We start from the raw sequence: 24,022 nt of genomic DNA on the forward strand, positions 1-24,022 counted from the left end.
CGTCAGGTAGCCGAAGGTGTTGTCCGGCACCGGAGAAGACTGCCGAAAACAGACCACGAAACCCCCTCACTTCCCCCACGGAACGCCCCCGACGACACCACCTGAGGAACCATCCCGCAGGCCGCCGCCCCGCCCGGTGAACGCCCGCGGACCCGACCGAGGAACCGACTGATGACCTCCCCCCCGTCTCCCGGCGAACGCCCCGCCATATCCAGTCTCCTGCCCGCCTTCCTGGTCACCGCGGTGGCGGCCGGGCTCGCGGTGACCGCGGCGGTCGTCGCCGCCCCCGAGAGCGCGCGGGTCCCGCTCGCGCTGGGCGGCGGCGGGGCCGGCCTGCTGCTGAGCGTGGCGGTCACCGTGGCCGTGTACGGCGTCCGGGCGGCCCGAGCGGCCCGCCGCCGGCTGGAGTCCGTCAACCAGGAGATGGGGCGGCTGCTCCAGGAGCGCGTCCGGACCGCCGAGGAGGGCCGCCAGGAACGCGCCCGGCTCAGCGGCGAACTGGACCGGGAGCGCACCCGGCTGACGGCCGAACTGGCCCAGGAACGCGCCCGCGCGACGGCGGAACTGGCCCAGGAGCGCACCCGCCTCACCGAGGAGCACGCCGCCGAACACGCCCGGCTCACCGAGGAGCACGCCGCCGAACACGCCCGGCTCACCGAGGAGCACGCCGCCGAACGCGCCCGGCTCACCGGGGAGTACGAGGCGGACCGGGACCGGCTCGTCGAGGAGCACACCGCGGAACGGGCCCGGCTGACCGGGGAGATCGCCCGGCTCACCAAGAAGCTCCGCGAGTCCGAGGCCCGCCGCACCGCCGCGGTCTCGGCCACCGCCAACGTCGCCGGACGCCTCCAGGCGCTGGCCACCGCCACCCTCGCCGACCTGCGCGCGATGGAGGAACGCCACGCCGACGAGGACGTACTCGCCGACCTCCTCCAGCTCGACCACCGCACCGCCCAGGCCGGACGGCTCGCCGACTCCGTCGCCGTCCTCGCGGGGGCCCGCTCGGGGCGCCGCTGGGCCCGGCCGATCGGCATGGAGTCCATCCTGCGCGGCGCGATGGGCCGGATCAGCGGCTACCAGCGGGTCCGCGTCCACTCCACCAGCGAGACCGCGGTCGCCGGACACGCCGCCGAGGGCGTGATGCACGCGCTGGCCGAGATCCTGGACAACGCCGCCAACTTCTCCCCGCCGACGGCGGAGGTCCACGTCTACGTCGAGGAGGTCCCGGCCGGCGCCATCGTGTCCGTCGAGGACAGCGGTCTCGTCATGGGCGACGTCCAGCTGCGCCGCGCCGAACGCGCAGTGTCCGGCAAGACCGCCGGGCTGGGCGGCCTGACCGGCACCCGGCTGGGACTCACCGTGGTGGGGCGGCTGGCCCAGCGGTACGGCCTGAAGGTGTCGTTCCGTCCGTCGGCCCGGGGCGGCACGGGCGTGCTGATGCTGATCCCGCAGGACCTGCTGGTCCCGGCGGACGGTGCGACGGGCGCCCTGCCCGCTCCCGCCGCGGGCGGCACCGGGGCGGGAGCGGCGACAGCGGCCCTCCCGCGGCAGGGTTCGGCGGCCCCGTCCGCCCGGACGGCTCCGGCCGACGGCGCCGAGACGGCCGAGACGGCTGACGCGACCGGCACGGCCGGCACCGCGTCCGCGGCCCCCCGGCTCCCGCAGCGCCACGGTTCCTCCCCGGCGGCCCGCCCCGGCCAGGACGCCGGGAGGCGGCACACCACGGCCACCGACGGTACGACCGGCCCGGACGCCAGGGACCACAAGGACGCCAGGGACCACGAGGACGCCAGGAACCACAAGGACGCCAGGAACCACGAGGACGCCAGGAACCACCAAGGCGCCGGGGACCACCAAAGCGCCAGGGACCACCGGGACACCACGGAGCGCCCGGCGCACTCCGACTCCGCCGCCCTCTTCTCGTCCCCCGCCCTCTCCTCCGCACCGGCCCCGGAAGAGTCCACGCTCCCGCACGGACTCCCCCGCCGCCGCCGCGGACGCACCCTCGCCGAAGCCGAACGCGCGCACGCGGCGCAGCACTCCGCCACGCCGCCCGCCCCTCCGACCCGCGAGGAGTCGATGGCCCGCGTAGCCCGCTTCAGCAGCTTCCGCCAGGCCGTACGCGGCACCCCGGCCCCGGCCGCCCCTGCGGCCCCGGCCACCTCGACCACCCCACCCGCCGACCCCGCCGACACCCCCGACGCCCCGGAGGACACGGCGGCCCCCGGCACCCCTTCCCACCCGTAATTCCCACCCGGAAGGCGACACCACGCTCATGACCGGCACGACGACCGCCGACGACAAGCTCACGTGGCTGATTGAGGGCCTGCTCCAGCGCACCCCCGGCACGCGGCACGCCCTCGTGCTCTCCCGGGACGGCCTCAAACTGTGCCGCACCCCGGAGCTGACCGCGGACCAGGCCGACCAGCTCGCCGCGATCGCGGCCGGCATCCAGTCCCTGTCGCACGGCGCGTCCGTGGAGTTCGGCGACGGCACCGGCGGCGTCCGGTCGGCGATGGCCGAGTTCTACGGCGGGGTGCTGTTCATCGTCGAGGCCGGCGAGGGCGCCCACTTGGCCGTGGTCACCGCCGAGGACGCGGACGCCGGGCTCGTCGGCCACAACATGAGCGAACTCGTCGAGCAACTCGGCGAGCACCTGACCGCCCGGCCCCGCACGTCATGACGCAGCCCGGCGGCAGGCCCGGCCGGGACGACGCTCCCGACCGCCTCTACACCCTCACCGGCGGGCGCAGCCGTACGGGCTCGGACAACCCGTTCGACCTGGTCACGCTCGTCGTCGCCGAGTGCGACCCGGTCCCCGGTATGCAGTCGGAGCACGCCGCGATCCTGCGGATGACCGAGCGTCCGACGGCGGTCGTGGAGATCGCCGCCGAACTGCGGCTGCCCGTCGGCATCACCAAGATCCTGCTGACCGACCTCCTGGACACCGGACGCGTCAGCGCCCGCCACCCCCGTCAGGAAGCCCTACCCGATCCCGAAATCCTGGAGCAGGTGCTCGTTGGACTCCGCAACCTCTAGAGCGAGCGCGCCGCTCGGCGCCGCCGCCGACAACGGCCTCAAGATCGTGATCGTGGGCGGCTTCGGTGTCGGCAAGACGACCCTGGTCCGCTCGGTCAGCGAGATCCGGCCCCTCAACACCGAGGAGACGATGACGCAGGCCGGCGCCTCCGTCGACGACCTGACCGGGGTGCACGGCAAGACGACCACCACGGTCGCCTTCGACTTCGGCCGCATCACGCTCGACGCGCGCAACGTCCTGTACTTGTTCGGCGCCCCGGGGCAGGAACGTTTCTGGTTCCTCTGGGACCGCCTCTTCTACGGCACGCTGGGCGCCGTCGTCCTGGTCGACACCCGGCGCATCGACGACTCCTGGTACGCCATCGACCGCCTGGAGCGCAGCGGCACGCCGTTCGTCGTCGCCCTGAACGACTTCGGCGGCCCCGACTTCGCCCCGGCCCAGATCCGCGAGGCCCTGGACCTGGACCCGCACGTCCCGCTGCTGCGCTGCGACGCGCGCTCCCGCGAGTCGGCCAAGGAAATCCTGATCACCCTGGTGGAACACGTCTACGCCCGCTACGCCAAGACCGCCGCCACCGCCCCCGCACAACCCGCACGACCCACACAGGAGCTGGTGTGAGCCCCCTCCCCCTTCGCGGACCCGGATCCCACGAGGAACCGGCCGAGCTGTACCGGGCGATGCGGCGCAAGCACGGTCCCGTGGCCCCGGTGGTCCTGGACGGCGGCATCCCCGCCTGGCTGGTGATCGGCTACCGCGAGCTGCACCAGGTCACCGGCGACCCGGACCTGTTCAGCCGGGACTCCGAGCTGTGGAACCAGTGGGACAACGTCCCCGACGACTGGCCGCTGCGCCCGGTCATCAACCGCGGCCAGCCCTCCATCCTCTACACGGTCGGCGAACGCCACCGCCGCCGCTCGGCCATGCTGAGCGACGCGCTGGACGGCGTGGACCCGGCGGTCCTGCGCGCCGACTCCGAGCGCTTCGCGGACGAGCTGATCGACGCCTTCTGCACCCGCGGCACCGCCGACCTGATCAACGAGTACGCCATGCTGCTCCCGGTCCGCGTCCTGGCGCACCTCTACGGCTGGTCGGACCACGAGGGCCTGGCCCTGGTCACGTCGATGACCGACATGATCAACGCGGGCGACCGGGCGCTGGCGGGCCAGAAGCACCTGCACGACTCCTGCCGGGCCCTGGTCGCCGAACGCCTGGCGGACCCCGCCGACGACGTGGTCTCCCGCATGATCGCCGGCCGGTCGGACTTCACCGACGAGGAGATCGTCCAGGACCTGATGATCCTGATGTCGGCGGGCCACCAGCCCACCGCCGACTGGATCGGCACCTCGCTGCACCTGATGCTGACCGACCACCGCTTCGCCGCCTCCATGTTCGGCGGACGCAGCAGCGTCTCGGAAGCGATGAACGAGGTGCTGTGGGAGCAGACCCCCACCCAGAACATGCCGGGCCGCTACGCCGCCCGCGACACCCACCTGGGCGGACGCCGTATCAACGCCGGTGACCTGCTGATCCTCGGCCTCCAGGGGGCCAACTCCGACCCCCAGGTCCGTACCGACGCGGCGTCCCTGACCGGCGGCAACAACGCGCACTTCTCCTTCAGCCACGGGGAGCACCGCTGCCCGTTCCCGGCACAGGAGATCTCCGAGGTGATCGCCCGCACCGGCATCGAGGTGGTCCTGGACCGGCTCCCCGACATCGACCTGACGGTCCCGGCCTCGTCCCTGCGCCGCCGCGAGTCCCCGTGGCTGCGCGGACTGACGGACCTCCCGGTGAAGTTCGCCCCGACGCCCCCGCTGGGAGGCGCCCTCGGGTGACCGTCTCACCCGACGGACGACGTTTCGCCCAGGTTTCCCGCACCGGATACCCTCGGCCACGTGGCTGAGATCCGGATTCCTTCTGACATCAAGCCCGCGGACGGACGTTTCGGCGCGGGTCCCTCCAAGGTGCGGACAGAGGCGCTGCACGCCCTCGCCGCCACCGGCACCTCCCTCATGGGCACCTCCCACCGCCAGGCCCCGGTGAAGAACCTGGTCGGCAAGGTCCGCGAGGGCATCGGCGACCTGTTCGGCCTCCCCGAGGGCTACGAGGTCGTCCTCGGCAACGGCGGCTCCACCGCGTTCTGGGACATCGCGACCCACGGCCTGATCGAGAACAAGTCGCAGCACCTGACCTTCGGCGAGTTCAGCTCCAAGTTCGCCAAGGCGGCCAAGCTGGCCCCGTGGCTGGCGGACCCGACGGTCGTCTCCTCCGACCCCGGTACGCACCCGTCCCCCCGGGCCGAGTCCGGCGTCGACGTCTACGCGTACACCCACAACGAGACGTCGACCGGCGTGGCCATGCCCATCCAGCGCGTCCCCGGCGCCGACGCCGGCTCCCTCGTGCTGGTCGACGCCACCTCCGGCGCCGGCGGCCTCCCGGTGGACATCGCGGAGACCGACGTCTACTACTTCGCCCCGCAGAAGTCCTTCGCCTCCGACGGCGGCCTGTGGATCGGCGTCTTCTCCCCGGCCGCGATCGAACGCGCCGAGCGCGTCCACGCGTCCGGCCGCCACATCCCGGAGTTCTTCAGCCTCCCCACGGCCATCGACAACTCCCGCAAGAACCAGACGTACAACACCCCGGCCCTGGCCACCCTGTTCCTGCTGAACGAGCAGGTGGAGTGGCTGAACGGCCAGGGCGGCCTGGCCTGGTCCACGTCCCGTACGAAGGACTCCTCGACCCGCCTCTACTCCTGGGCCGACGAGTCGAAGTACGCGACCCCGTTCGTCTCGGACCCGGCCCAGCGCTCCCAGGTCATCGGCACGATCGACTTCTCCGACGACATCGACGCGGCGGCCGTCGCCAAGGCCCTGCGCGCCAACGGCATCGTCGACACGGAGCCGTACCGCAAGCTGGGCCGCAACCAGCTGCGCGTCGCGATGTTCCCGGCGATCGACCCGGCGGACGTCGAGGCCCTGACGAAGTGCGTCGACTACGTCATCGAGAAGCTCTGACTGCTCGGCGTACACCGCTCGAAAGGGCGCCCGGCAGAGCAGCACGCCGGGCGCCCTTTCGGCACCTATGCTGCTGAAGACACTGTTCCGGCCGGTGCAGGGACCGACCGGCCGCATCGCCCGGGAGGACGGATGCTCACACGGCTAGAGGTCGACGGGTTCAAGAACCTCCTGGACCTGACGGTCGAGCTGGGCCCGTTCACCTGCATCGCGGGCGAGAACGGCACGGGCAAGTCGAACGTCTTCGACGCCATCCAGTTCCTGAGCCTGCTCGCCGACCGGCCGCTGATGGAGGCGGCCCAGGAGGTCCGGGGCACTCACGGTGAACGGCACGGCGACGCCCGGGACCTGTTCTGGAACGGGTACGACGACGGCACGCACCGCATGCGGTTCGCGGCGGAGATGCTGGTACCGCCGCAAGAGGTCGAGGACGACTTCGGCCGCCCTGCCCGGCCGACGACATCGTTCCTGCGCTACGAACTCGAACTCGGCTACGAGCCCCCCAAGGGCGCCGAGAAGATCGGTCGGCTGTCCCTGGTGCACGAGAGTCTGCGGCACATCAAACAGGGGGACGCGCGGTCACGTCTGCGTTTCCCGCACTCCAAGGCGCGGTTCCGAGACGCGGTGGTCACCGGCCGGCGTTCGGGCGTCTCGTACATCTCGACCACGGTGGAGGGCGCCGAGTCGGTGATCCGCATCCACCAGGACGGCGGAAGCCGGGGCCAGCCCCGGCCGGCCGCCGCCTCCCGGGCCCGTGCCACCGTCGTGTCGACGGTCAACACGAGCGACGACCCGACCATCCTGGCCGTCCGCCGCGAGATGCAGTCCTGGCGCCGACTCGCCCTCGAACCGTCCGCGCTGCGCAGCTCGGACGCCTACACCGGGCCCCGGTCGATGGGGCCTGACGGACTGCACCTGCCCGGCACCCTGTTCCGCATCGCGCTGCGCACATCACCCGAGGACCCCGCCCGACTCTACTCACAGGTGGCCGGCCGTCTGTCGGATCTGTCCGGCCTTCAGGTACGCACGCTCGACGTGCAGGAGGACGACGTACGGGAACTGCTCACCATCCGGCTGCACGAAATCAGCGGGATGGTGCTGCCCGCCCGGAGCCTGTCCGAGGGAACGTTGCGGTTCCTGGCCCTGTGCGTCCTGCTGGAGGACCCTGAGATCCGAGGTCTGGTGTGCATGGAGGAACCGGAGAACGGCATTCATCCCGCGAACCTCTCAGCGATGGTGGAGCTCGTACGGGACCTAGCGGTCGACCCGCAGGAAACTCCGGGCGACGAGAACCCTTTCCGTCAGGTTCTCATCAACACCCACTCACCTGGTGTCGTCCAACTCGTCGACGCCCAGGACCTGCTGTTCGCAGACACCTCCGCCCATCGGACGGCCGACGGCCAGGTGACCCGGCGCCTGCGGCTGCGCCCCTTGGCCGGGACCTGGCGGGCGTCGGAGGCGGCCGGCGACTACGTCACCAAGCTGGACATCCTCCCTTACCTGGAGGCTCCGCCGGACGCGCAGCTCACCCTGGAGCTGGATGGACGTGCGGCATGACGGTGCGGGTGCTGTTCCTGAGCGAGGGCAGCAGCGACCAGGGACTGGTGGCCCATGTGGAGGGCATCGCGGCCGACCAGGGCGTGCCGGTCACAGTGAGCGCGCCTGACCTGCGCTGGCTGCGGCTGCCCGCAGGGCACTCCGTCGCCGACAAGCTCCGCACCACCAGGGACCTCGACGGCCACTACGATCTGGCGGTCATCCAGCGCGACGCGGACAACGGCCCGCCGGAGGTCCGCAGGACAGAGATCGCGGAGGCCGTCCGCGCGGAGTGGCCCGGGCTGGCCCACGTCCCGGTCGTCCCCGTACGCATGCTTGAGGCGTGGCTGCTTCTCGACGAGCAGGCCATCCGAGAGGTGGCCGGCAATCCGCGTGGCCGCGTGCCACTGGATCTGCCGAAACCGGGGGCCGTGGAGCGGATCTCCGACCCCAAGCAACGCCTCAAGGAAACGCTCGCGAAAGCCAGCGGCTGCAAGGGCCGGCGCCTGTCCGAACTGCACCAGCGCTTCCCTCGCAACCGGCACCGGCTCCTCGGCCTGCTGGACCGCGACGGCCCGGTCGGTGAGATCCCGTCCTGGCGAACGTTCGTGTCCGACCTGACCGTCGCGCTGAACGGCTTTTGAGACGCGTCAGGCAAACTGGCGCAGGAACGCGCCCCAGCTCTTCCGGGACATCGTGATCAGCGGTCCGTCCTGCTGCTTGCTGTCGCGGACAGCCCGGCCGAGGTCGGCCGTGTCGGCTACTTCAACGCAGGCGTTCTCCTGGTTCGAGTAGGAGGACTTCCGGAACGGACTTATGACTTCGGTCACGACGTGTCTTCCCTCAAGTTCCGCAGAACGCCCCGGATCAGCTTCGCGCTCGCGTCCGGTGCCAACGCTGACGATCGTAGTAGGTCATAGGCATTGGCATAAGCGGCGAGGTCTTCCGGCCCCTCCAGGACCGATGTGCCCCGCAGATTGTCCATGGCGACCGCTTGGACCGTGGGTTCCTCGTCGAAGCTGAAGGAGTAGAAAGCCGGTGAATAACCGGCCAGGGTGCCAGCGCTGAACGGAAGGACCTGAACGGTGACGTTCTTGCGCCGCGCCACGTCAAGGATCGCGGTCAGCTGCTCCCGGTGGATGTCGGCGCTCACCAACGGCTGCGCGACAACCGCTTCCCAGAGGATGGCCGTGTACGAGGCCCCGCCCTCCGCGACGAACAGACCGAACTCGTAACCCTGCTGGCCAACGAACTGGTCACCAACGCCGTCACCCACTGCCGCGCCTCCCACCCTCAGGTCCGGGTGATACTCGCCCTCGACGGAACGGAGTTGCTCCTGGAGGTCTCCGACCCCGACCTCGACCGGCTCCCCCGCCTCCACACCCCCACTCCGGACGAGGAGGGCGGACGCGGACTCGCCCTCGTGGCGGCACTGGCCGACTCCTGGGGATGCCGGCAGGAGCGGTACACGAAGTACGTACGGGCAAGGCGGGAAACCCGTGTTCCGCCTGCTCCGCGACAGCGCGGCGACTCGGCCGAACCGGGCGCGACGGCATATTGATCGAGTATCAGCCAGATATTGGCCGGATCGACCCGTCGGCGTGACAATCGAGGAGGCCATCCCCTTAACGTTGTTAAATGATGTCTCTTCGCCCCCTGGGCTCAACCAACCTCAAGGTCGCCCCGCTCTGCCTCGGCGGCAACGTCTTCGGCTGGACCGCCGACGAACCCACGTCCTTCGCCGTGCTGGACGCCTACCTGACCGCCGGCGGCAACTTCGTCGACAGCGCCGACGGCTACTCCGCGTTCGCCCCCGGCATGAAGGGCGGCGAGTCCGAGACCGTCCTCGGCAAGTGGTTCACGGCGCGCGGCAACCGCTCCGACGTGGTCCTCGCGACCAAGGTCGGCCGCCACCCCGCATATCCGGGGCTGTCCGCCGACAACATCAAGGCGGCGGCCGACGCCTCGCTGCGGCGGCTCCAGACCGACTACATCGACCTGTACTACACGCACTACGACGACCCCGACGTGCCCGTCGAGGAGATCATCGGCACGCTGGACGGGCTGGTGAAGGCGGGCAAGGTACGGCACATCGCGGCCTCCAACATCTCGGCCGAACGGCTGCGCGCCTCGCTGGAGTTCTCCGAGCGCGAGGGCCTGGCCCGCTACGTCGCCCTCCAGCCGCACTACAGCCTGGTCTCCCGGGACACCTACGAGGGCGCCCTCCAGGACGTCGCCGAGGAAGCGGGCCTCTCCGCGGTGCCGTACTTCGCGCTCGCGTCGGGCTTCCTGACGGGGAAGTACCGGCCGGGGGCGACGGTGGACTCACTGCGCGCGCGGCGCGTGGCCCAGCTCGTGGACGCCGAACGGGGCGCACGGGTGCTGAAGGTGCTCGACGAGATCGCCGGCGCGCGCGGGGTGGAGGTCGCCACGGTCGCCCTCGCCTGGCTCACCTCCCGCCCGACCGTCATCGCGCCGACCGCCTCCGCGCGGACGGTGGAGCAGCTCCCGGCGCTGCTGGCGCTCGCCGAGGTCACCCTGACGGAGGCGGAGACGGCGATGCTGACGGAGGCGTCGGCGTAACGCCCCGGGGGCGGTCGGCGGACAGGGCGCCCGCGGCAGCGGCCCACTCCCTCGCTATGGTGACCCGATGACGTCGATCAAGCAGATCCAGGTCACCTTCGACTGCGCCGACCCCGAGCGCGTCGCCCGCTTCTGGTGCGAGGTGCTGGGGTACGTCGTCCCGCCGCCCCCGCCGGGCTTCGACAGCTGGGACGCCTTCGACCGCTCGCTGCCGCCCGAGCGCCAGGGCTCGGCGTTCGCCTGCGTGGACCCCGAAGGCGTGGGCCCGCGCCTGTTCTTCCAGCGCGTCCCCGAGGGCAAGGTCGTCAAGAACCGCGTCCACCTCGACGTACGCGTCGGCACCGGCCTCGTGGGCGAGGAGCGCCTCGCCGCCCTGGAGGCCGAGTGCACCCGCCTCACCGCCCTCGGCGCGACCCGCGTCCGCCTGCTGCGCGCCGACGAGTTCAACGAGTCGTGCCTGGTGATGCAGGACGTCGAGGGCAACGAGTTCTGCCTCGACTGAGGGGCACGCCTCAGACCTTGATACTCCGGCGCACCCGGGCGATCACCTGCTGAGCATCGGCCCCGAAGACGGCCGACTCGGCGAAGGTGTCCCAGACCCGCCGGTACAGAGCGATCGTGTCCGCGTCGTCGAGCCAGAGCTCGGCGTGCCAGTCCTCGACGACGACCATACGCTCGTCCAGCACATTGAACGAGTTCCCCATCGCCAGCGGAAGCGTGCCGTCCAAGGGCAGGATTCCCAGGTTCACGGTGTCCATGCCCACCACGCCGCTCAGCCGGTCGAGTTGGGCGGCCAGCACTTCCGGTGGACAGATCCGTCCCCACAGGACGCTCTCGGGCATGAGCAGGTTCAACCTTCTGCCCGGCCGGTACAGCCACTCCTGCCGCTTCATGCGGGCCCGCACCGCGTCCTCCGTGTCTCTCGGTGTCTTGCGGAGCGTGGCATGCCGCTCGAAGAGACATCGGGCGTAGTCGGCTGTCTGCAGCATGCCGTTGACGGCGGCGTTGCTCAGCGCGTGCACGGTAGTGGTGTTGGACACGAGGGCGTTCCAGGTTTCCTGGACAGGGGCGTGTCCGGCCGTGAGCTGACGGCGCCAGGAACGGATGTGGCTCTCGAAGCCCTTCAGCCTCGCCTGCAGTTCCGGAAAGACGGCTGGCTGGCCCACGGCCTCTGCCCATGCCCGCAGGTCGTCGACCGTAGGAGTCTGTCGGCCGTTCTCCAGCTTGCTGACTTTCGACTGTCGCCACCCCAGCCGCTGGGCGAGCTGGACACCGGTGAGCCGTCCATCAGGGCGCTCGGTGCGCAACTCACGCAGTCTGCGTCCGAGTTCCTCACGCGCTCTCTGATAGTCCGTGCTCACCGGTTACCCGCTCTGTCGCCTACATTCCGGCCGTGAACTCCTCCCACGGCACGGCGTAATGCCAAGCAGCATCCCTGATCATCGAGCACCGCACCACCTCGGCGGGCTCCGTGACCAGGTCGACGTGGGTGAGCTGATCGTCGTCATCGAAACGCAGAAGCGCGATGAGACGGCTGTCGAACAGCCAGAAGTCCTCGGCAGGCAGCCGGAGCCGGTCGGCGTCGACACGCCGCATGTTGCGGATGTCTTCGCCAGAGGCGATGTTCCACCTGGCGCCGTCGAGGAGGTAACGCTGCCCGGTGGTCGGCGGTTCGTCCACGATACGAACTCGCTCGACTCGTTTGCCCAGCCCGGTCTGCTCGCGGATCGTGTCGCGAAAAGACCTCACCGGCGCGTCGGCGGGCCAGTCCTCGACAACGGACCCGGTCTCGATGAACCGCTCCCAGCGGTCACCGGCCTCGTCGCTCGCGTAACGCCGGCGCGTCTCCAGGCGCCAGGCGGTGTGCTCGAACTTACGGAAGAGACCACCGAACTCCTCCAGTCCGATCGTCCTCACCTGCCGCGTCCGCTCTTTCGGCGTCCAGTCCACCAGCAGCTCACGCGGCACCACCACCGCGACTTCACCTTCTGAGAGGCACTGGAGCTGCGCCACGTCCTCCGCATCGGTCAGGGGAGCTCCCTGCACGATCACCTCTCCGCTGTCCAGGTCCTCATGTACGGCCGGACACCCGTCACCGTCGCTCCCCGTCCCGTTGAACCGCAACCTGCGCGCCACGCGCAACCACCCCCTGGGTGTCGACGAATTCCGTGCGCGCCCAGCATCCTGGGAACTCTGAGTGAAAGTCCATGCATTCAGAGTGACCACGTGAGAATAGTCGAGAATATTCGGCCTGGTGCCACGCCCTTCCCTCCTACGGTCATCGCCAGACGACCAGCCCCCGCCCCTACCAGGGCCAGACGGAAGGCACTCCCATGCCCCGCACCCCCGACCTCTACGCCCTCGACATCACCTCCGCCACCTTCGTCCAGGCATGCGGCGGCCCGTGCAGTGAAGGCTGTCTCACTCTCGCCCGCATCGGCGTGGACGCCTGGGCCCTCGGAGACAGCAAGCGCCCCGACCTTCCGCCCCTGCGGTTCACCACGGAGGAGTTGGCCGTCGCCGGCGTCGACCCCACCCGCTTCGGCCTGCCCCTCTGACACTCACTCCTCACCCCGGTGCACCACCACGCCTACCTCTGGACCGGCCCCAAGTCCCGCTTCGACCAAGAAGCCCTCCGCCGCCCACCGCGTCCCGACCCGCCCCCACCCGACAGCCGCCCCGAACTGATCCAGCGCTACCGCGAAGTGGCCACGGCGTTCCCCACCTCCGACCTGCCACCGCTGGAACCGGCGTACTGGCTGCTCAAACCGCCCGCCCTGATCCACGGCACCTGGAACGAGGCCAAGGCCGCAGCAGCCTGGCTGCACGACCGTCTCACCGAGTACGCGCCCCGGTTCGCCACCGAGGCGTACCGCTCGCCCGACCGCCTGACCGCCCACGTCACCGCCGCCACCGAACGCCTCACCGCCGGCGGCGACGTGACGCTCGGCTTCTACCTCGAACGTCCCGCCTACCTCTCCCTCACCCTCATCACCTGCTCCCCGCACCGCACCCGCCCGGAGCTGTGCTGTCCCCTGCCGTCATGACCGCCGGAACAGCCGCCGCCCCCCGAAGACCAGCGCCAGCACCGCCAGCAGCCCGACCGCCCCGCCGATCTTCAGCGTCTTGCCGTCCTCCGCCCCGTCGCCCCCGTCCGATGCGGAGGCCGTCGAACTCCCCTCCGCCGATGACGACCCGGCACCCCCGCCCCCCGGCGCGTCCTGCGCCTTCACCGCGCTGCCCGCGCCCTCCATGCCGAGCAGCAGCTTCTTGCCGTCGACCGTGTAGGTGACGGACTCGCCCTGGCCGAGCGGCACGCTGATGCGGCCCTCGCGCTTGATCTTCCCGTCGTTCCAGTCGTAGTACAGCCCGCCCATATATCCGCGCACCGTGAGCTGCTCGCCGTCCGGCGAGAACGCCGCGTCCGTGGCCCACAGGTCGACGGCCGCGGAGCGGGTGAAGACGTTCGTGCCGGACGTGGACAGCTGTGCCGGGCCCTCGTACAGGTGCCCGCCGTCCTCGTTCTTGTCGATGATGTAGACGCGGCCGGTCTTCGGGTGGACCACCATCGACTCGGCGTCCCGCGCGCCGTCGTCGTACTGGACGACGTACTGCTTCGCCTCGACCGTCTGGTCCTTCAGTTCCGTCGGCTCGGGCAGCTCGTAGATCCACACGTGCGGCCAGGTGCCGCCGAGGTTGTCGCCGATGTCGCCGACGTAGATCCGGTTGTCCGGGCCGATGGAGACCGCCTCGACGTCGCGGGGCGTGCCGATGCCGGAGAGGGAGACGCGGGCGACCGTCTTGCCGGTGGAGCCGTCCACCGCGTAGAGGTACGGGCCGGTGTCCTGGTCGTTGTGGGTCCAGTAGACGCCGGGGTGGAGGCGGGAGGCGGCCAGGCCGCTGGACTCGGTGATCCGGGGGTCCGTGATGGTGAACCCCTCGTCCCCGTCGACGGCGAAGGCGGGCACGGCGCACGCGCCCGTGAGGAGGGTCGCGGCGAGGAGGGCGAGGGATCGGCGCATGGGCCCAAGCCTGCCATCCCGGACGGGCGTTCGTGACGGTGGCCGGACTCACGTCGTCAGGGGTCCGGCGATCGTCCATGATGTACGGATGCTCAGGTTCATGCCGGTCGGCGACTCCCAGACCATCGGGAGCGCGGGCGACCACACCTGGCGCTACCGGCTGTGGCAGCACCTGAGCGCGGAGTACGACGGTCCGTTCACCTTCGTCGGCCCGCGCGAGACGCTCTACGACCAGGCCGCCGACGCGCCGGTCTCCCTCGCCTACGCCGACCCCGGCTTCCCCCGGGCCCACCTGGCCGGCTGGGGCGAGGGCTGGCTGCACATGGCCCCGCTGATCGGGGACGCGGTCCGGGCGCACCGCGCGGACGTGCTCCTCGTCGCCCTCGGCCTGATCGACCTCGGCTTCTACACCGACGCCGGGCAGACCACGGAGAACGTCCGCCGGTTCGTGACCGAGGCACGGGCCGCCCGCCCCCGCCTCCGCATGGTCCTCCTGCCGGTCATCCCCAACATACGGGCCCGGCAGGACCCCGCCTTCGGCGCCGAGGTCGCCCTCTTCAACGACCTGCTCGCCAAGACCGCCGCCGACCTCGACGAACCCGGCTCCCCCCTGCTGCTGGCGTCGGTCCCGCCGGCGTACGACATCGACAGCGACACGTACGACGGGACCCACCCCGGCGAGAGCGGCGAACGCAAGATCGCCGGGGCGTTCGCGGAGGCGCTGCACCAGGGGTGGGGGCTGGGCGGGCCGTACGCCGGGTGAGCCGTGTCCGGGCCCGTGCCCCGGCCACCGCCGAGGTCCCGACCGGCGGTTTCCCCCGGGAACGCGACTGACCGCGCGCCCCCGCTTGCCTGGAGCGCACTCCAAGCCGTTGGCTTGGGGACCATGAAGTACACGCAGCTCGGACGCACCGGCCTCAAGGTCAGCCGCCTCGTTCTCGGCACCATGAACTTCGGTCCGCAGACCGACGAGGCCGACAGCCACGCCATCATGGACGCCGCGCTGGACGCGGGCATCAACTTCTTCGACACCGCCAACGTCTACGGCTGGGGCGAGAACAAGGGCCGCACCGAGGAGATCATCGGCAACTGGTTCGCCCAGGGCGGCGACCGGCGCGACCGCACCGTCCTCGCCACCAAGGTGTACGGCAACATGGGCGCCGACGGCGAGGTGTGGCCCAACCACGACAAGCTGTCCGCCGTGAACATCCGGCGGGCCGTCGACGCCAGTCTCAAGCGGCTCAAGACCGACCGCATCGACCTGTACCAGTTCCACCACGTCGACCGGAACACCCCGTTCGAGGAGATCTGGCAGGCCGTCGACGTCCTGGTCCAGCAGGGCAAGATCCTCTACGCCGGCTCCTCCAACTTCCCCGGCTACAAGATCGCCCAGGCCAACGAACTGGCCGCCCGCCGCGGCGGCACCATCGGTCTGGTCAGCGAGCAGTGCCTGTACAACCTCGCCGAGCGCCGCGCCGAGATGGAGGTCATCCCGGCCGCCCAGGAGTACGGGCTCGGCGTCATCCCCTGGTCGCCGCTGCACGGCGGTCTGCTGGGCGGCGTCCTGAAGAAGGAGGCCACGGGCGGACGCCGGGCGAGCGGCCGGGCCGCCGACACCCTCGCCGACCCCGCGGCCCGCGCCCGTGTCCAGGCGTACGAGGACCTGCTCGACAAGCACGGGCTGGAACCCGGCGAGACCGCGCTGGCCTGGCTGCTCACCCGGCCCGGCGTGACCGGCCCGATCGTCGGCCCGCGCACCGCCGGCCAGCTGGCGTCCGCGCTGCGCGCCGTCGAGCTGGAGCTGTCCGGGGAGCTGCTGGCCGGGCTGGACGAGATCTTCCCCGGTCCCGGGCCCTCCCCGGAGGCCTTCGCCTGGTAGGACGACGGCGACGGCGGCGCACGGGCGCGCGCTAGTTGCCGAGCGCCGCCGCCACCGCGACCACCACGAGCATCAGCACAAGCACACCGGCCATGATCCGGTTCCGGGTTTTCGGGTCCACGGGAACGAGCCTAACCGGCGCGGCCGAGCGGCAGACGCGCGAGGGCCTCGTACCGGGGCCGTTCGCCCGGCGCCCCGGAGACGGGCAGGTTGCTGCGGACCAGGGCCAGCTCGGTGACCTGCCAGGTACGGCCGGCGAAGCCGTCGAGGACCTCCAGGTACGGGCGTACGTCGTAGGCGTCCCGGCCGCGGGCCACGGTGAGGTGCGGGGTGTACCGGCGGTGCTCCCCCATCTCCACGCCCGCCTTGCGGCCCGCCGCCTCGGCGCGGTCCGCCAGCAGCCGCAGGGTGCTCAGCTCGCCCTCCGCCCCGGCCCACAGGGCCCGGCCCCGCCCGAACTGCCCGCCGCCGCGCAGGGCCAGCGCGAACGGCCGCGTGCGGCGGGCGGCCCGCGCCAGCCGCTCCGACAGCTCCGGTACGAGGGTGTCGTCGACCTCCCCGTAGAAGGCGAGCGTGAAGTGCCAGCCGGGGCGGCCGGTCCAGCGCAGCCGCTCGGCGCCGGGCAGCCGCCGCAGCCGGTCCGCCTCGGCGGCCAGCTCCCGGACGGCGTCCTCGGGCGGCAGCACGGCGGCGAAGAGTCTCATGGGTCACAGTCTGCCCGGCGTGTCCTGGTCACCGTGCGTATCGTTGTACTGCGCGGCTGCCCCTGTCGAGCGGCGGCCGGGGAGGAGCGCCACGATGACCGTCCTCGCAGACAGGATCGAGATGGCCGAGGAGAGCGCCGAGCTGACGTTGGACGTCATGTTCGAGTGGCTTGAGAAGTTGCCCGTCCCCGAGGGTTACAAGACCGAGATCGTCGGGGGTCACATCTTCATGACGCCGCAGCGGGACACCCACTGGGACATCATCGCGGACATCTATGACCAACTGCGCGCCAAGTACCCGCGCAAGCGCGTCAAGTCCGACGTCCGCATGGACTACCCGGGGTATCTCAACGGGTTCGCCTCCGACGTGGTGGCCCTCGCGGAGGGGGCGGAGAAGGACGACAAGGGGCACTGGCGTCCCGAGGACGTCGAGTTCGTCGCCGAAGTCATCTCCAGGAAGACGGCCGCCAACGACTACGGCCCCAAAAAAGACACCTACGCCACCGCCGGCGTACCGGTCTACCTGATCGTCGACCCGTACACCGGCGAGTGGCACCTGCACACCATGCCCAAGGACGGCACGTACCACGCGCGTATCAGCTACGGGTTCGGGGAGGACGTCGACCTCACCGACACCGCCGTCGGTCTGGTCATGAGGACCGGCGACTTCCCCCGGGACTGACGCGTCACGCCGCCGGTGCCAGCTCCTCCCTGCCGCCGCGTGGCACGAACCGCACCTGCGGATGGCCGTGGTGCCAGCCCACCGAGAGGCGCAGGTTGCCCAGGCGGCCCAGGATCACGCCGGTCACCGCCGCCGCCAGGAAGGCCACCGTGCCGCCGGCCGCGAGGCCGGCGCGCGCGCCGTAGGTGTCCGTGACCCAGCCGACGATCGGCGCCCCGACCGGCGATCCGCCCAGGAACACCATCATGTACAGGGACATCACCCGGCCCCGCATCGCCGGGTCGGTGGACATCTGGATGCTGGTGTTGGCGGTGACGTTCACCGTCATGCTGAACAGGCCTATCGGAACCATGAGCAGCGCGAACAGCCACAGCTCCGGGGCCGTGGCGGCCACGATCTCCAGCGCGCCGAAGCCCATCGCCGCCGCGATCAGCAGCCGCAGCCGGGCCGTGCCGCGCCGGGCGGCGAGCAGGGCGCCGGCCACCGAGCCGACCGCCATCAGGGTGTTGAAGAGGCTGTAGGTGCCCGCCCCGGAGTGGAAGACGTCGTCGGCGAAGGCGGAGAGGAAGACCGGGAAGTTGAAGCCGAAGGTGCCGATGAAGCCGACCAGGACGATGGTCCACAGCAGGTCCGGGCGCCCGGCGACATAGTGCAGGCCCTCCCGCAGCTGGCCCTTGCCGCGCGGGGTGCGCTCGACGGTGTGCAGCTCGCGGGCCCGCATCAGCAGCAGCCCGGTGAGCGGGGCGACGAACGAGACGCCGTTGAGGAAGAACGCCCAGCCGGTGCCGACCCCGGTGATCAGCAGGCCCGCGACGGCGGGGCCGACCAGGCGGGCGGACTGGAAGTTGGCCGAGTTCAGGCTGACCGCGTTCTGCAGCTGGTCGCGGCCGACCAGCTCGGAGACGAAGGACTGCCGGGCCGGGTTGTCGACCACGGTCGCCAGGCCCATGACGAAGGCGGCGACGTAGACGTGCCAGACCTGGACGTGCCCGGTCAGGGTGAGGGCGGCGAGGGCCAGCGCGGTCAGGGCCATGGCCGACTGGGTGACCAGCAGCGTGGGGCGCTTGCGCAGGCGGTCGACCAGGACACCGCCGTAGAGGCCGAACAGGAGCATCGGCAGGAACTGGAGGGCGGTGGTGATGCCGACGGCGGCGGAGGAGCCGGTGAGGCTCAGCACCAGCCAGTCCTGGGCGATGCGCTGCATCCAGGTGCCTATGTTGGAGACGACCTGGCCCATGAAGAACAGGCGGTAGTTCCTGACCTTCAGGGAGGCGAACATCGAGGTCTTGCGGTCGGTGTCGGGGGTGGGCGGGTCGTCGTGGGGGTCAGGTGCGGGGGCGGAGTGTGCTCCGGGTCCCGTACTCAAAAGGGTTCGCCTCCTCGTCCATGCCGCTTACAGGTGCGCGAGCTTCTCCAGCACGGGGGCGGCGGCGCGCAGCTTCGCCCACTCGTCCTCGTCGAGTCCCTCGACCAGCGTGGCCAGGAACGCGTTCCGTCTGCGGCGGCTCTCGTCGAGCATCACCACGGCCTGCTCGGTCGGCGTCACGACCTTCTGGCGCCGGTCCTCGGGGTGCGGTTCCAGGCTGACCAGTCCCTTGGCCTCCAGCAACGCCACGATGCGGGTCATCGAGGGCGGCTGGACGTGCTCCTTGCGGGCCAGTTCGCCCGGGGTGGCACGGCCGCAGGTGGACAGGGTGCCGAGCACCGACATCTCGGTGGGGCTGAGTGACTCGTCGACGCGCTGGTGCTTGAGCCGACGGGACAGCCGCATCACGGCGGATCGCAGGGAGTTCACGGCGGCGGCGTCGTCGCCGTGGGTGAGGTCCGGCATGTCCTTAGCTTAACTCATTAGACTGGCGAACGACCACCGGGGGCGTGCGGGGGCGCCCGTGACCCTGACCACTCCCCCTGGTCCCGTTCCACCCTCGCTTCACTCGTACGAGTGAGCAAGTGCGGAAAGCCGTACGCCACCCCACAGCGCGGGGTGACCCTCGTCCCCATGGGGACCAGCGTGCTCAGCCTGCGGATGGACGGGGAGCTGCTCGAACGGCTCCGGGACCGTGCGGCCAGAAGAGGGATGAGCGTCCAGGACTATGTCGTCCGGACGCTCATCCGCGATGACTTCGACGAGCGGTTCCAGTCCGCCGTGGAAGAGACCGAGAGGTTCTACGGGCCGGTCACGTGAGGCCGAGGGCCGGCATCAGGTAGGAGAAGGCGAACACCGCCGAGACGACGTACATCGCCGCCGGCACCTCACGGCCCCGTCCGGCCGCCAGGCGCAGCACCGTGAAGGTGATGAAGCCCATGCCGATGCCGTTGGTGATCGAGTAGGTGAACGGCATCATCAGCATCGTCACGAAGGCCGGGACGGCGATCGTGTGGTCCGCCCAGTCGATCTGCTTGATCGAGCCCGCCAGGATCAGGAAGCCGACCGCGATCAGCGCGGGCGTGGCCGCCTGGGACGGCACCATCGTGGCGATCGGGGTGAGGAAGAGACCGACGGCGAACAGCAGACCGGTGACGACGTTGGCGAAGCCGGTCCGGGCGCCCTCGCCGACGCCCGCCGTGGACTCCACGAACGCGGTGGTGGCCGACGAGGAGCTGGCACCACCGGCGGCGACCGCGATGCCGTCGATCATCAGGACCTTGTTGATGCCCGGCATCTGGCCCTGGGCGTCGGTCAGCTTCGCCTCGTCGCTGACGCCCATGATCGTGCCCATCGCGTCGAAGAAGCACGACAGCAGCACGGTGAAGACGAACAGCACGCCGGTCAGCACGCCGACCTTCTCGAACCCGCCGAACAGGCTGACCTCGCCGACCAGCCCGAAGTCCGGGGTGGAGACGGGGTTGCCCGGCCACTCGGGGGCGGTCAGGCCCCAGGAGGGGACGTCGGCGACGAGGTTGACGATCACCGCGACGACCGTCATCACGACGATCGAGATCAGGATGGCGCCGGGCGCCTTGCGGACGATCAGCGCCAGCGTGAGCAGCACACCGAGGGCGAAGATCAGGACCGGCCAGCCGTTCAGGTGGCCGCCGTCGCCGAGCTGGAGCGGCACGGTGGTCCCCGCGGCGTCCGGCATACGGGTGACGAACCCGGAGTCGACCAGGCCGACGATCATCACGAAGAGGCCGATGCCGATGGAGATCGCCTTGCGCAGCCCGTGCGGCACGGCGGACATGACGCGCTCGCGCAGACCGGTGGCGACCAGCAGCATGACGACGAAACCGGCCAGCACGACCATGCCCATGGCGTCCGGCCAGGACATCCGCGGGGCGAGCTGGAGGGCGACGACCGAGTTCACGCCGAGACCGGCGGCGAGCGCGATCGGGACGTTGCCGATGACGCCCATGAGCAGGGTGGTGAACGCCGCCGTCAGCGCGGTCGCGGTGACCAGCTGGCCGTTGTCCAGCTGATGGCCGTACATGTCCTTCGCGCTGCCCAGGATGATCGGGTTCAGCACGACGATGTAGGCCATCGCGAAGAAGGTGGCGAATCCGCCCCGGACCTCGCGGGCGAGCGTGCTGCCGCGCTCGGAGATCTTGAAGTAGCGGTCGAGAGCCCCGTACGGGGGCTGGGCCGGGGTGGACGGGGTGGACATGCGAGACCTCATCACCAAGCGGGTCCCCACACGGCCTCTTGGTGTTTTCTACGAATGAAAGCGGTCAGGAACAAACGGTTTCAGTATGAACGTATGAGGGAAATAAAGCCATCTCCGCGCGTAGACCCGCGTGCCGGACGCGCCCCGGCCGTGCCCTCGTAAGCTGTGCGCATGGCGAAGTGGACACCGAAGCACGAGGCGCCGGAGCCCCTGGAGGGCCCCGTGGTCGCCACCATCACCGGCGGCACGGTCATCTGGTTCGTCCTCTTCCTGGTCCAGCTTCCCTTCTACGGCTGGTTCGACGACCACGGCCACCTGTGGTGGGTGTGGACCTGCCTGGCCGGCGCCGGGCTCGGCCTGATCGGCATCTGGTACGTCCGCAGGCGCGACGCCGCCATCAAGCGGGCCCGCGCGGCCGGCGGGGCACCGGACCGGAGCGCCCAGGGCGCCGCGTAGTACCACGGCAGCACTTTCCGTCCAGGCCGTCCTCCCCAGGTCGGAACTTCCGCTCTTCCGTCGTGTGGGGCTCCGCGTCCGCACGTACCGTCGAACGCATGACGCACATCGACGCGGGCGCCGAACTCGATCCCGTGCACCCGGTACCGCTCCCCGGGTCGGCCGCCGGACTGACCTCCGCGGAGGTCGCCGAACGGGTGGCCCGGGGACAGGTCAACGACGTGCCGGTCCGCAACAGCCGGTCGACGCTGGACATCGTCCGCGCCAACGTCTTCACCCGGTTCAACGCGATCATCGGCGTGCTCTGGGTGATCATGCTGATCGTGGCGCCGATCCAGGACAGCCTGTTCGGCTTCGTGATCCTCGCCAACACCGGCATCGGCATCGTGCAGGAGTGGCGGGCGAAGAAGACCCTGGACTCGCTCGCCCTGATCGGCGAGGCCCGGCCGGCCGTACGGCGCGACGGGCGGCCCACCGAGATCGGCACCTCCGAGATCGTGCTGGACGACGTGATCGAGTTCGGCCCCGGGGACAAGGTGGTCGTCGACGGCGTGTGCGTCGACACCGACGGGCTGGAGATCGACGAGTCGCTGCTCACCGGTGAGGCCGACCCGGTGGTCAAACGCCCCGGCGACCAGGTGATGTCCGGCAGCTTCGTGGTCGCGGGCGGCGGGGCGTACCGGGCGACGAAGGTCGGGCGGGAGGCGTACGCCGCGCAGCTCGCCGAGGAGGCGTCCCGGTTCACCCTGGTCCACTCCGAGCTGCGCTCCGGGATCTCCACGATCCTGAAGTACGTCACCTGGATGATGGTGCCGACCGCGATCGGCCTGATCATCAGCCAGCTCGTCCGCGAGGACGACGACCTCGCCGACTCCGTCGCCCGCACCGTCGGCGGCATCGTCCCCATGGTCCCCGAGGGCCTGGTGCTGCTCACCTCGGTCGCCTTCGCGATCGGCGTGATCCGGCTGGGCCGCAAGCAGTGCCTGGTCCAGGAGCTGCCCGCGATCGAGGGCCTGGCCCGCGTCGACACGGTCTGCCTGGACAAGACGGGCACGCTGACCGAGGGCGGCATGGACGTCACCGCGATACGGCCGCTGGGCGGCGCGGAGGAGGGGTACGTACGGCGGGTGCTCGGCGCGCTCGGCGCCTCGGAACCGCGTCCCAACGCCTCCCTCCAGGCGATCATCGACGCCTGCCCGGACGGCGCCGGAGACTGGCGCTCCACCGGGACCCTGCCCTTCTCCTCCGCCCGCAAGTACAGCGGCGCCCGCGTCGAGGAGGCGGACGGCACCACCCGGACCTGGCTGCTGGGCGCCCCGGACGTGCTGCTGGCCGAGGACGACCCGGCGCTGGCGGAGACCGGGCGCCTCAACGAGCAGGGCCTGCGGGTGCTGCTGCTGGTCCGGGCCGACGGGCGGAGCCTGGACGACCCGAGGGCGGCCGAGGGCGCCGAGCCGGTCGCCCTGGTCGTGCTGGAGCAGCGGCTGCGCTCGGACGCCGCCGACACCCTGCGCTACTTCGCCGAGCAGAACGTCCGGGCCAAGGTCATCTCCGGCGACAACGCCGTGTCGGTGGGCGCGGTGGCCGGCAAGCTCGGGCTCGGCGGTACGGCGGTCGACGCGCGCCGGCTGCCGGCCGAGCGGGACGAGATGGCCGGGGCGATCGACGAGAACACGGTGTTCGGGCGGGTCACCCCGCGGCAGAAGCGGGAGATGGTGGGCGCCCTCCAGTCGCGGGGGCACACCGTCGCGATGACCGGCGACGGCGTCAACGACGTCCTCGCCCTCAAGGACGCCGACATCGGCGTGGCGATGGGCTCGGGGTCGGAGGCGACGAAGGCGGTCGCGCAGATCGTGCTGCTCAACAACAGCTTCGCCACACTGCCGTCGGTGGTCGCCGAGGGCCGCCGGGTGATCGGCAACATCACCCGCGTCGCGACGCTCTTCCTGGTCAAGACGGTCTACTCGGTGCTGCTCGCGATCCTGGTGGTGTGCTCGCAGGTGGAGTACCCGTTCCTGCCCCGCCACCTCACCCTGCTGTCCACGCTCACCATCGGCGTCCCGGCCTTCTTCCTCGCCCTGGCCCCCAACAAGGAGCGGGCGCGGCCCCACTTCGTGCGGCGGGTGATGCGGTACGCGATCCCCGGCGGGGTGCTGGCCGGGGCGGCGACCTTCGTGACGTACCTGGTGGCGCGGCACCACTACAGCGGGCCGGACGCGCTGGCGGCGGAGACCAGCGCCGCGACGCTGACGCTGTTCCTGATCTCGCTGTGGGTGCTGGCGATCATCGCCCGCCCCTACACCTGGTGGCGGGTCGGGCTGGTGGCGGCGATGGGCGCCGGGTTCCTGGTGGTGCTGGCCGTGCCGTGGCTCCAGGACTTCTTCGCGCTGAGGCTGGTGGGCACGGTGATGCCGTGGGCCGCGGTCGGCATCGCGGCGGTGGCGGCGGCCGCCCTGGAACTCCTGTGGAGACTGGTCGACCGCCGCTTTCCCGTCGGGTGAGGCCGG

The 24,022-nt window shown here is 71.0% G+C and carries 28 protein-coding genes; 19 read left to right on the plus strand and 9 right to left on the minus strand.

The window, feature by feature from the left end; all coding sequences use genetic code 11:
* Positions 1-171 precede the first annotated feature (171 nt).
* The 8 genes from ACZ3IG_RS19875 (at position 172) to ACZ3IG_RS19910 (ending at position 8,231) form a co-directional block, all read left to right on the plus strand.
* The gene (locus ACZ3IG_RS19875; RefSeq protein ID WP_467433582.1) at positions 172-2,247 is read left to right on the plus strand and encodes a sensor histidine kinase; all 2,076 of its coding nucleotides are present in this window, start codon (positions 172-174) and stop codon (positions 2,245-2,247) included.
* Between the two features lie 28 nt (positions 2,248-2,275).
* A complete protein-coding gene (locus ACZ3IG_RS19880; RefSeq protein ID WP_403537439.1) occupies positions 2,276-2,683 on the plus strand; it encodes a roadblock/LC7 domain-containing protein in 408 nt (135 codons plus the stop codon).
* Positions 2,680-3,039, plus strand: a complete 360-nt coding sequence (locus tag ACZ3IG_RS19885) for a DUF742 domain-containing protein (protein WP_215166801.1) — start codon at positions 2,680-2,682, stop codon at positions 3,037-3,039. The genes ACZ3IG_RS19880 and ACZ3IG_RS19885 overlap by 4 nt, the downstream gene beginning before the upstream one ends.
* Positions 3,020-3,658, plus strand: coding sequence for a GTP-binding protein (locus ACZ3IG_RS19890; protein WP_467433585.1), 639 nt, complete (start codon positions 3,020-3,022; stop codon positions 3,656-3,658). The genes ACZ3IG_RS19885 and ACZ3IG_RS19890 overlap by 20 nt, the downstream gene beginning before the upstream one ends.
* Complete coding sequence (locus ACZ3IG_RS19895) at positions 3,655-4,872, plus strand: cytochrome P450 (RefSeq protein WP_467433586.1); 1,218 nt, start codon at positions 3,655-3,657, stop codon at positions 4,870-4,872. The genes ACZ3IG_RS19890 and ACZ3IG_RS19895 overlap by 4 nt, the downstream gene beginning before the upstream one ends.
* Positions 4,873-4,932: 60 nt before the next feature.
* Positions 4,933-6,051 (plus strand): phosphoserine transaminase, encoded by a 1,119-nt coding sequence (serC, locus tag ACZ3IG_RS19900; protein ID WP_467433587.1) that lies wholly within the window; start codon positions 4,933-4,935, stop codon positions 6,049-6,051.
* Between the two features lie 132 nt (positions 6,052-6,183).
* Positions 6,184-7,608: an AAA family ATPase gene (locus tag ACZ3IG_RS19905; protein WP_467433588.1), complete on the plus strand. Its 1,425-nt coding sequence runs from the start codon at positions 6,184-6,186 to the stop codon at positions 7,606-7,608.
* Positions 7,605-8,231: a hypothetical protein gene (locus ACZ3IG_RS19910; protein WP_467433590.1), complete on the plus strand. Its 627-nt coding sequence runs from the start codon at positions 7,605-7,607 to the stop codon at positions 8,229-8,231. Before ACZ3IG_RS19905 ends, ACZ3IG_RS19910 begins: the two co-directional genes overlap by 4 nt.
* Positions 8,232-8,237: 6 nt before the next feature.
* Here the strand turns inward: ACZ3IG_RS19910 and ACZ3IG_RS19915 are convergent, their stop codons facing one another.
* Together ACZ3IG_RS19915 and ACZ3IG_RS19920 are read right to left on the minus strand one after the other, a co-directional pair.
* Positions 8,238-8,417 (minus strand): DUF397 domain-containing protein, encoded by a 180-nt coding sequence (locus ACZ3IG_RS19915; protein WP_467433591.1) that lies wholly within the window; start codon positions 8,415-8,417, stop codon positions 8,238-8,240.
* Positions 8,414-8,863, minus strand: coding sequence for a DUF5753 domain-containing protein (locus tag ACZ3IG_RS19920; RefSeq protein ID WP_467433592.1), 450 nt, complete (start codon positions 8,861-8,863; stop codon positions 8,414-8,416). The genes ACZ3IG_RS19915 and ACZ3IG_RS19920 overlap by 4 nt, the downstream gene beginning before the upstream one ends.
* On the opposite strand from ACZ3IG_RS19920, the gene ACZ3IG_RS19925 reads away from it, so the two are divergent.
* From ACZ3IG_RS19925 to ACZ3IG_RS19935, 3 genes are all read left to right on the plus strand, one after another.
* Positions 8,840-9,148, plus strand: coding sequence for an ATP-binding protein (locus ACZ3IG_RS19925; RefSeq protein ID WP_467433721.1), 309 nt, complete (start codon positions 8,840-8,842; stop codon positions 9,146-9,148). The genes ACZ3IG_RS19920 and ACZ3IG_RS19925 overlap by 24 nt on opposite strands.
* Before the next feature lie 77 nt (positions 9,149-9,225).
* Positions 9,226-10,170 carry an aldo/keto reductase gene (locus ACZ3IG_RS19930; protein WP_467433593.1) on the plus strand — a complete coding sequence of 315 codons (945 nt, stop codon included), beginning with the start codon at positions 9,226-9,228 and terminating at the stop codon, positions 10,168-10,170.
* A gap of 67 nt (positions 10,171-10,237) precedes the next feature.
* Entirely contained in the window at positions 10,238-10,672 is a 435-nt protein-coding gene (locus ACZ3IG_RS19935) for a VOC family protein (RefSeq protein WP_467433595.1), read from the plus strand.
* A gap of 10 nt (positions 10,673-10,682) precedes the next feature.
* On the opposite strand, the gene ACZ3IG_RS19940 is transcribed toward ACZ3IG_RS19935, so the two are convergent.
* Both ACZ3IG_RS19940 and ACZ3IG_RS19945 read right to left on the minus strand, forming a co-directional pair.
* The gene (locus ACZ3IG_RS19940) at positions 10,683-11,531 is read right to left on the minus strand and encodes a helix-turn-helix domain-containing protein (protein ID WP_467433596.1); all 849 of its coding nucleotides are present in this window, start codon (positions 11,529-11,531) and stop codon (positions 10,683-10,685) included.
* A 19-nt stretch (positions 11,532-11,550) separates the two neighbouring features.
* The gene (locus ACZ3IG_RS19945) at positions 11,551-12,306 is read right to left on the minus strand and encodes a DUF6879 family protein (protein ID WP_467433597.1); all 756 of its coding nucleotides are present in this window, start codon (positions 12,304-12,306) and stop codon (positions 11,551-11,553) included.
* 197 nt (positions 12,307-12,503) lie between these two features.
* Between ACZ3IG_RS19945 and ACZ3IG_RS19950 the strand changes: the two genes are divergently transcribed.
* Positions 12,504-12,728, plus strand: a complete 225-nt coding sequence (locus ACZ3IG_RS19950; protein WP_467433600.1) for a DUF397 domain-containing protein — start codon at positions 12,504-12,506, stop codon at positions 12,726-12,728.
* Positions 12,729-12,746: 18 nt separating this feature from the next.
* Positions 12,747-13,217, plus strand: coding sequence for a hypothetical protein (locus ACZ3IG_RS19955; protein ID WP_467433601.1), 471 nt, complete (start codon positions 12,747-12,749; stop codon positions 13,215-13,217).
* On the opposite strand, the gene ACZ3IG_RS19960 is transcribed toward ACZ3IG_RS19955, so the two are convergent.
* Positions 13,212-14,192, minus strand: a complete 981-nt coding sequence (locus tag ACZ3IG_RS19960; protein ID WP_467433603.1) for a WD40 repeat domain-containing protein — start codon at positions 14,190-14,192, stop codon at positions 13,212-13,214. The genes ACZ3IG_RS19955 and ACZ3IG_RS19960 overlap by 6 nt on opposite strands.
* Positions 14,193-14,280: 88 nt before the next feature.
* Between ACZ3IG_RS19960 and ACZ3IG_RS19965 the strand changes: the two genes are divergently transcribed.
* Together ACZ3IG_RS19965 and ACZ3IG_RS19970 are read left to right on the plus strand one after the other, a co-directional pair.
* A complete protein-coding gene (locus tag ACZ3IG_RS19965; RefSeq protein ID WP_467433605.1) occupies positions 14,281-14,955 on the plus strand; it encodes an SGNH/GDSL hydrolase family protein in 675 nt (224 codons plus the stop codon).
* 123 nt (positions 14,956-15,078) lie between these two features.
* Positions 15,079-16,071 carry an aldo/keto reductase gene (locus ACZ3IG_RS19970; protein ID WP_467433607.1) on the plus strand — a complete coding sequence of 331 codons (993 nt, stop codon included), beginning with the start codon at positions 15,079-15,081 and terminating at the stop codon, positions 16,069-16,071.
* A 131-nt stretch (positions 16,072-16,202) separates the two neighbouring features.
* On the opposite strand, the gene thpR is transcribed toward ACZ3IG_RS19970, so the two are convergent.
* Entirely contained in the window at positions 16,203-16,775 is a 573-nt protein-coding gene (thpR, locus tag ACZ3IG_RS19975) for an RNA 2',3'-cyclic phosphodiesterase (RefSeq protein WP_467433609.1), read from the minus strand.
* A 94-nt stretch (positions 16,776-16,869) separates the two neighbouring features.
* Here thpR and ACZ3IG_RS19980 point away from each other — a divergent pair, with 94 nt between their 5' ends.
* Positions 16,870-17,457 (plus strand): Uma2 family endonuclease, encoded by a 588-nt coding sequence (locus ACZ3IG_RS19980; protein WP_467433611.1) that lies wholly within the window; start codon positions 16,870-16,872, stop codon positions 17,455-17,457.
* A gap of 4 nt (positions 17,458-17,461) precedes the next feature.
* On the opposite strand, the gene ACZ3IG_RS19985 is transcribed toward ACZ3IG_RS19980, so the two are convergent.
* Together ACZ3IG_RS19985 and ACZ3IG_RS19990 are read right to left on the minus strand one after the other, a co-directional pair.
* Positions 17,462-18,823: an MFS transporter gene (locus ACZ3IG_RS19985; protein WP_467433613.1), complete on the minus strand. Its 1,362-nt coding sequence runs from the start codon at positions 18,821-18,823 to the stop codon at positions 17,462-17,464.
* 27 nt (positions 18,824-18,850) lie between these two features.
* The gene (locus tag ACZ3IG_RS19990) at positions 18,851-19,288 is read right to left on the minus strand and encodes a MarR family winged helix-turn-helix transcriptional regulator (protein WP_467433615.1); all 438 of its coding nucleotides are present in this window, start codon (positions 19,286-19,288) and stop codon (positions 18,851-18,853) included.
* A 168-nt stretch (positions 19,289-19,456) separates the two neighbouring features.
* Here ACZ3IG_RS19990 and ACZ3IG_RS19995 point away from each other — a divergent pair, with 168 nt between their 5' ends.
* Entirely contained in the window at positions 19,457-19,642 is a 186-nt protein-coding gene (locus tag ACZ3IG_RS19995) for a ribbon-helix-helix protein, CopG family (RefSeq protein WP_467433722.1), read from the plus strand.
* Here ACZ3IG_RS19995 and ACZ3IG_RS20000 read toward each other — a convergent pair.
* Positions 19,635-21,059: an NCS2 family permease gene (locus ACZ3IG_RS20000; RefSeq protein WP_467433616.1), complete on the minus strand. Its 1,425-nt coding sequence runs from the start codon at positions 21,057-21,059 to the stop codon at positions 19,635-19,637. The two genes, ACZ3IG_RS19995 and ACZ3IG_RS20000, sit on opposite strands and share 8 nt — an antisense overlap.
* 171 nt (positions 21,060-21,230) lie before the next feature.
* On the opposite strand from ACZ3IG_RS20000, the gene ACZ3IG_RS20005 reads away from it, so the two are divergent.
* Positions 21,231-21,515 (plus strand): DUF2530 domain-containing protein, encoded by a 285-nt coding sequence (locus tag ACZ3IG_RS20005; protein WP_467433618.1) that lies wholly within the window; start codon positions 21,231-21,233, stop codon positions 21,513-21,515.
* 98 nt (positions 21,516-21,613) lie between these two features.
* Positions 21,614-24,016, plus strand: a complete 2,403-nt coding sequence (locus ACZ3IG_RS20010) for an HAD-IC family P-type ATPase (RefSeq protein ID WP_467433620.1) — start codon at positions 21,614-21,616, stop codon at positions 24,014-24,016.
* Positions 24,017-24,022: the final 6 nt, after the last annotated feature.

Source organism: Streptomyces sp. NPDC016677 (genome assembly GCF_055562815.1).

Coding starts and splice junctions, on each gene's coding strand:
- ACZ3IG_RS20010 (WP_467433620.1), top strand. CDS start 21,614: ATGACGCACATCGACGCGGGCGCCGAACTCGATCCCGTGCACCCGGTA.
- ACZ3IG_RS19935 (WP_467433595.1), top strand. CDS start 10,238: ATGACGTCGATCAAGCAGATCCAGGTCACCTTCGACTGCGCCGACCCC.
- ACZ3IG_RS19990 (WP_467433615.1), bottom strand. CDS start 19,288: ATGCCGGACCTCACCCACGGCGACGACGCCGCCGCCGTGAACTCCCTG.
- ACZ3IG_RS19950 (WP_467433600.1), top strand. CDS start 12,504: ATGCCCCGCACCCCCGACCTCTACGCCCTCGACATCACCTCCGCCACC.
- ACZ3IG_RS20000 (WP_467433616.1), bottom strand. CDS start 21,059: ATGTCCACCCCGTCCACCCCGGCCCAGCCCCCGTACGGGGCTCTCGAC.
- thpR (WP_467433609.1), bottom strand. CDS start 16,775: ATGAGACTCTTCGCCGCCGTGCTGCCGCCCGAGGACGCCGTCCGGGAG.
- ACZ3IG_RS19930 (WP_467433593.1), top strand. CDS start 9,226: ATGATGTCTCTTCGCCCCCTGGGCTCAACCAACCTCAAGGTCGCCCCG.
- ACZ3IG_RS19885 (WP_215166801.1), top strand. CDS start 2,680: ATGACGCAGCCCGGCGGCAGGCCCGGCCGGGACGACGCTCCCGACCGC.
- ACZ3IG_RS20005 (WP_467433618.1), top strand. CDS start 21,231: ATGGCGAAGTGGACACCGAAGCACGAGGCGCCGGAGCCCCTGGAGGGC.
- ACZ3IG_RS19880 (WP_403537439.1), top strand. CDS start 2,276: ATGACCGGCACGACGACCGCCGACGACAAGCTCACGTGGCTGATTGAG.
- ACZ3IG_RS19875 (WP_467433582.1), top strand. CDS start 172: ATGACCTCCCCCCCGTCTCCCGGCGAACGCCCCGCCATATCCAGTCTC.
- ACZ3IG_RS19905 (WP_467433588.1), top strand. CDS start 6,184: ATGCTCACACGGCTAGAGGTCGACGGGTTCAAGAACCTCCTGGACCTG.
- ACZ3IG_RS19910 (WP_467433590.1), top strand. CDS start 7,605: ATGACGGTGCGGGTGCTGTTCCTGAGCGAGGGCAGCAGCGACCAGGGA.
- ACZ3IG_RS19965 (WP_467433605.1), top strand. CDS start 14,281: ATGCTCAGGTTCATGCCGGTCGGCGACTCCCAGACCATCGGGAGCGCG.
- ACZ3IG_RS19960 (WP_467433603.1), bottom strand. CDS start 14,192: ATGCGCCGATCCCTCGCCCTCCTCGCCGCGACCCTCCTCACGGGCGCG.
- ACZ3IG_RS19970 (WP_467433607.1), top strand. CDS start 15,079: ATGAAGTACACGCAGCTCGGACGCACCGGCCTCAAGGTCAGCCGCCTC.
- ACZ3IG_RS19980 (WP_467433611.1), top strand. CDS start 16,870: ATGACCGTCCTCGCAGACAGGATCGAGATGGCCGAGGAGAGCGCCGAG.
- ACZ3IG_RS19995 (WP_467433722.1), top strand. CDS start 19,457: ATGGGGACCAGCGTGCTCAGCCTGCGGATGGACGGGGAGCTGCTCGAA.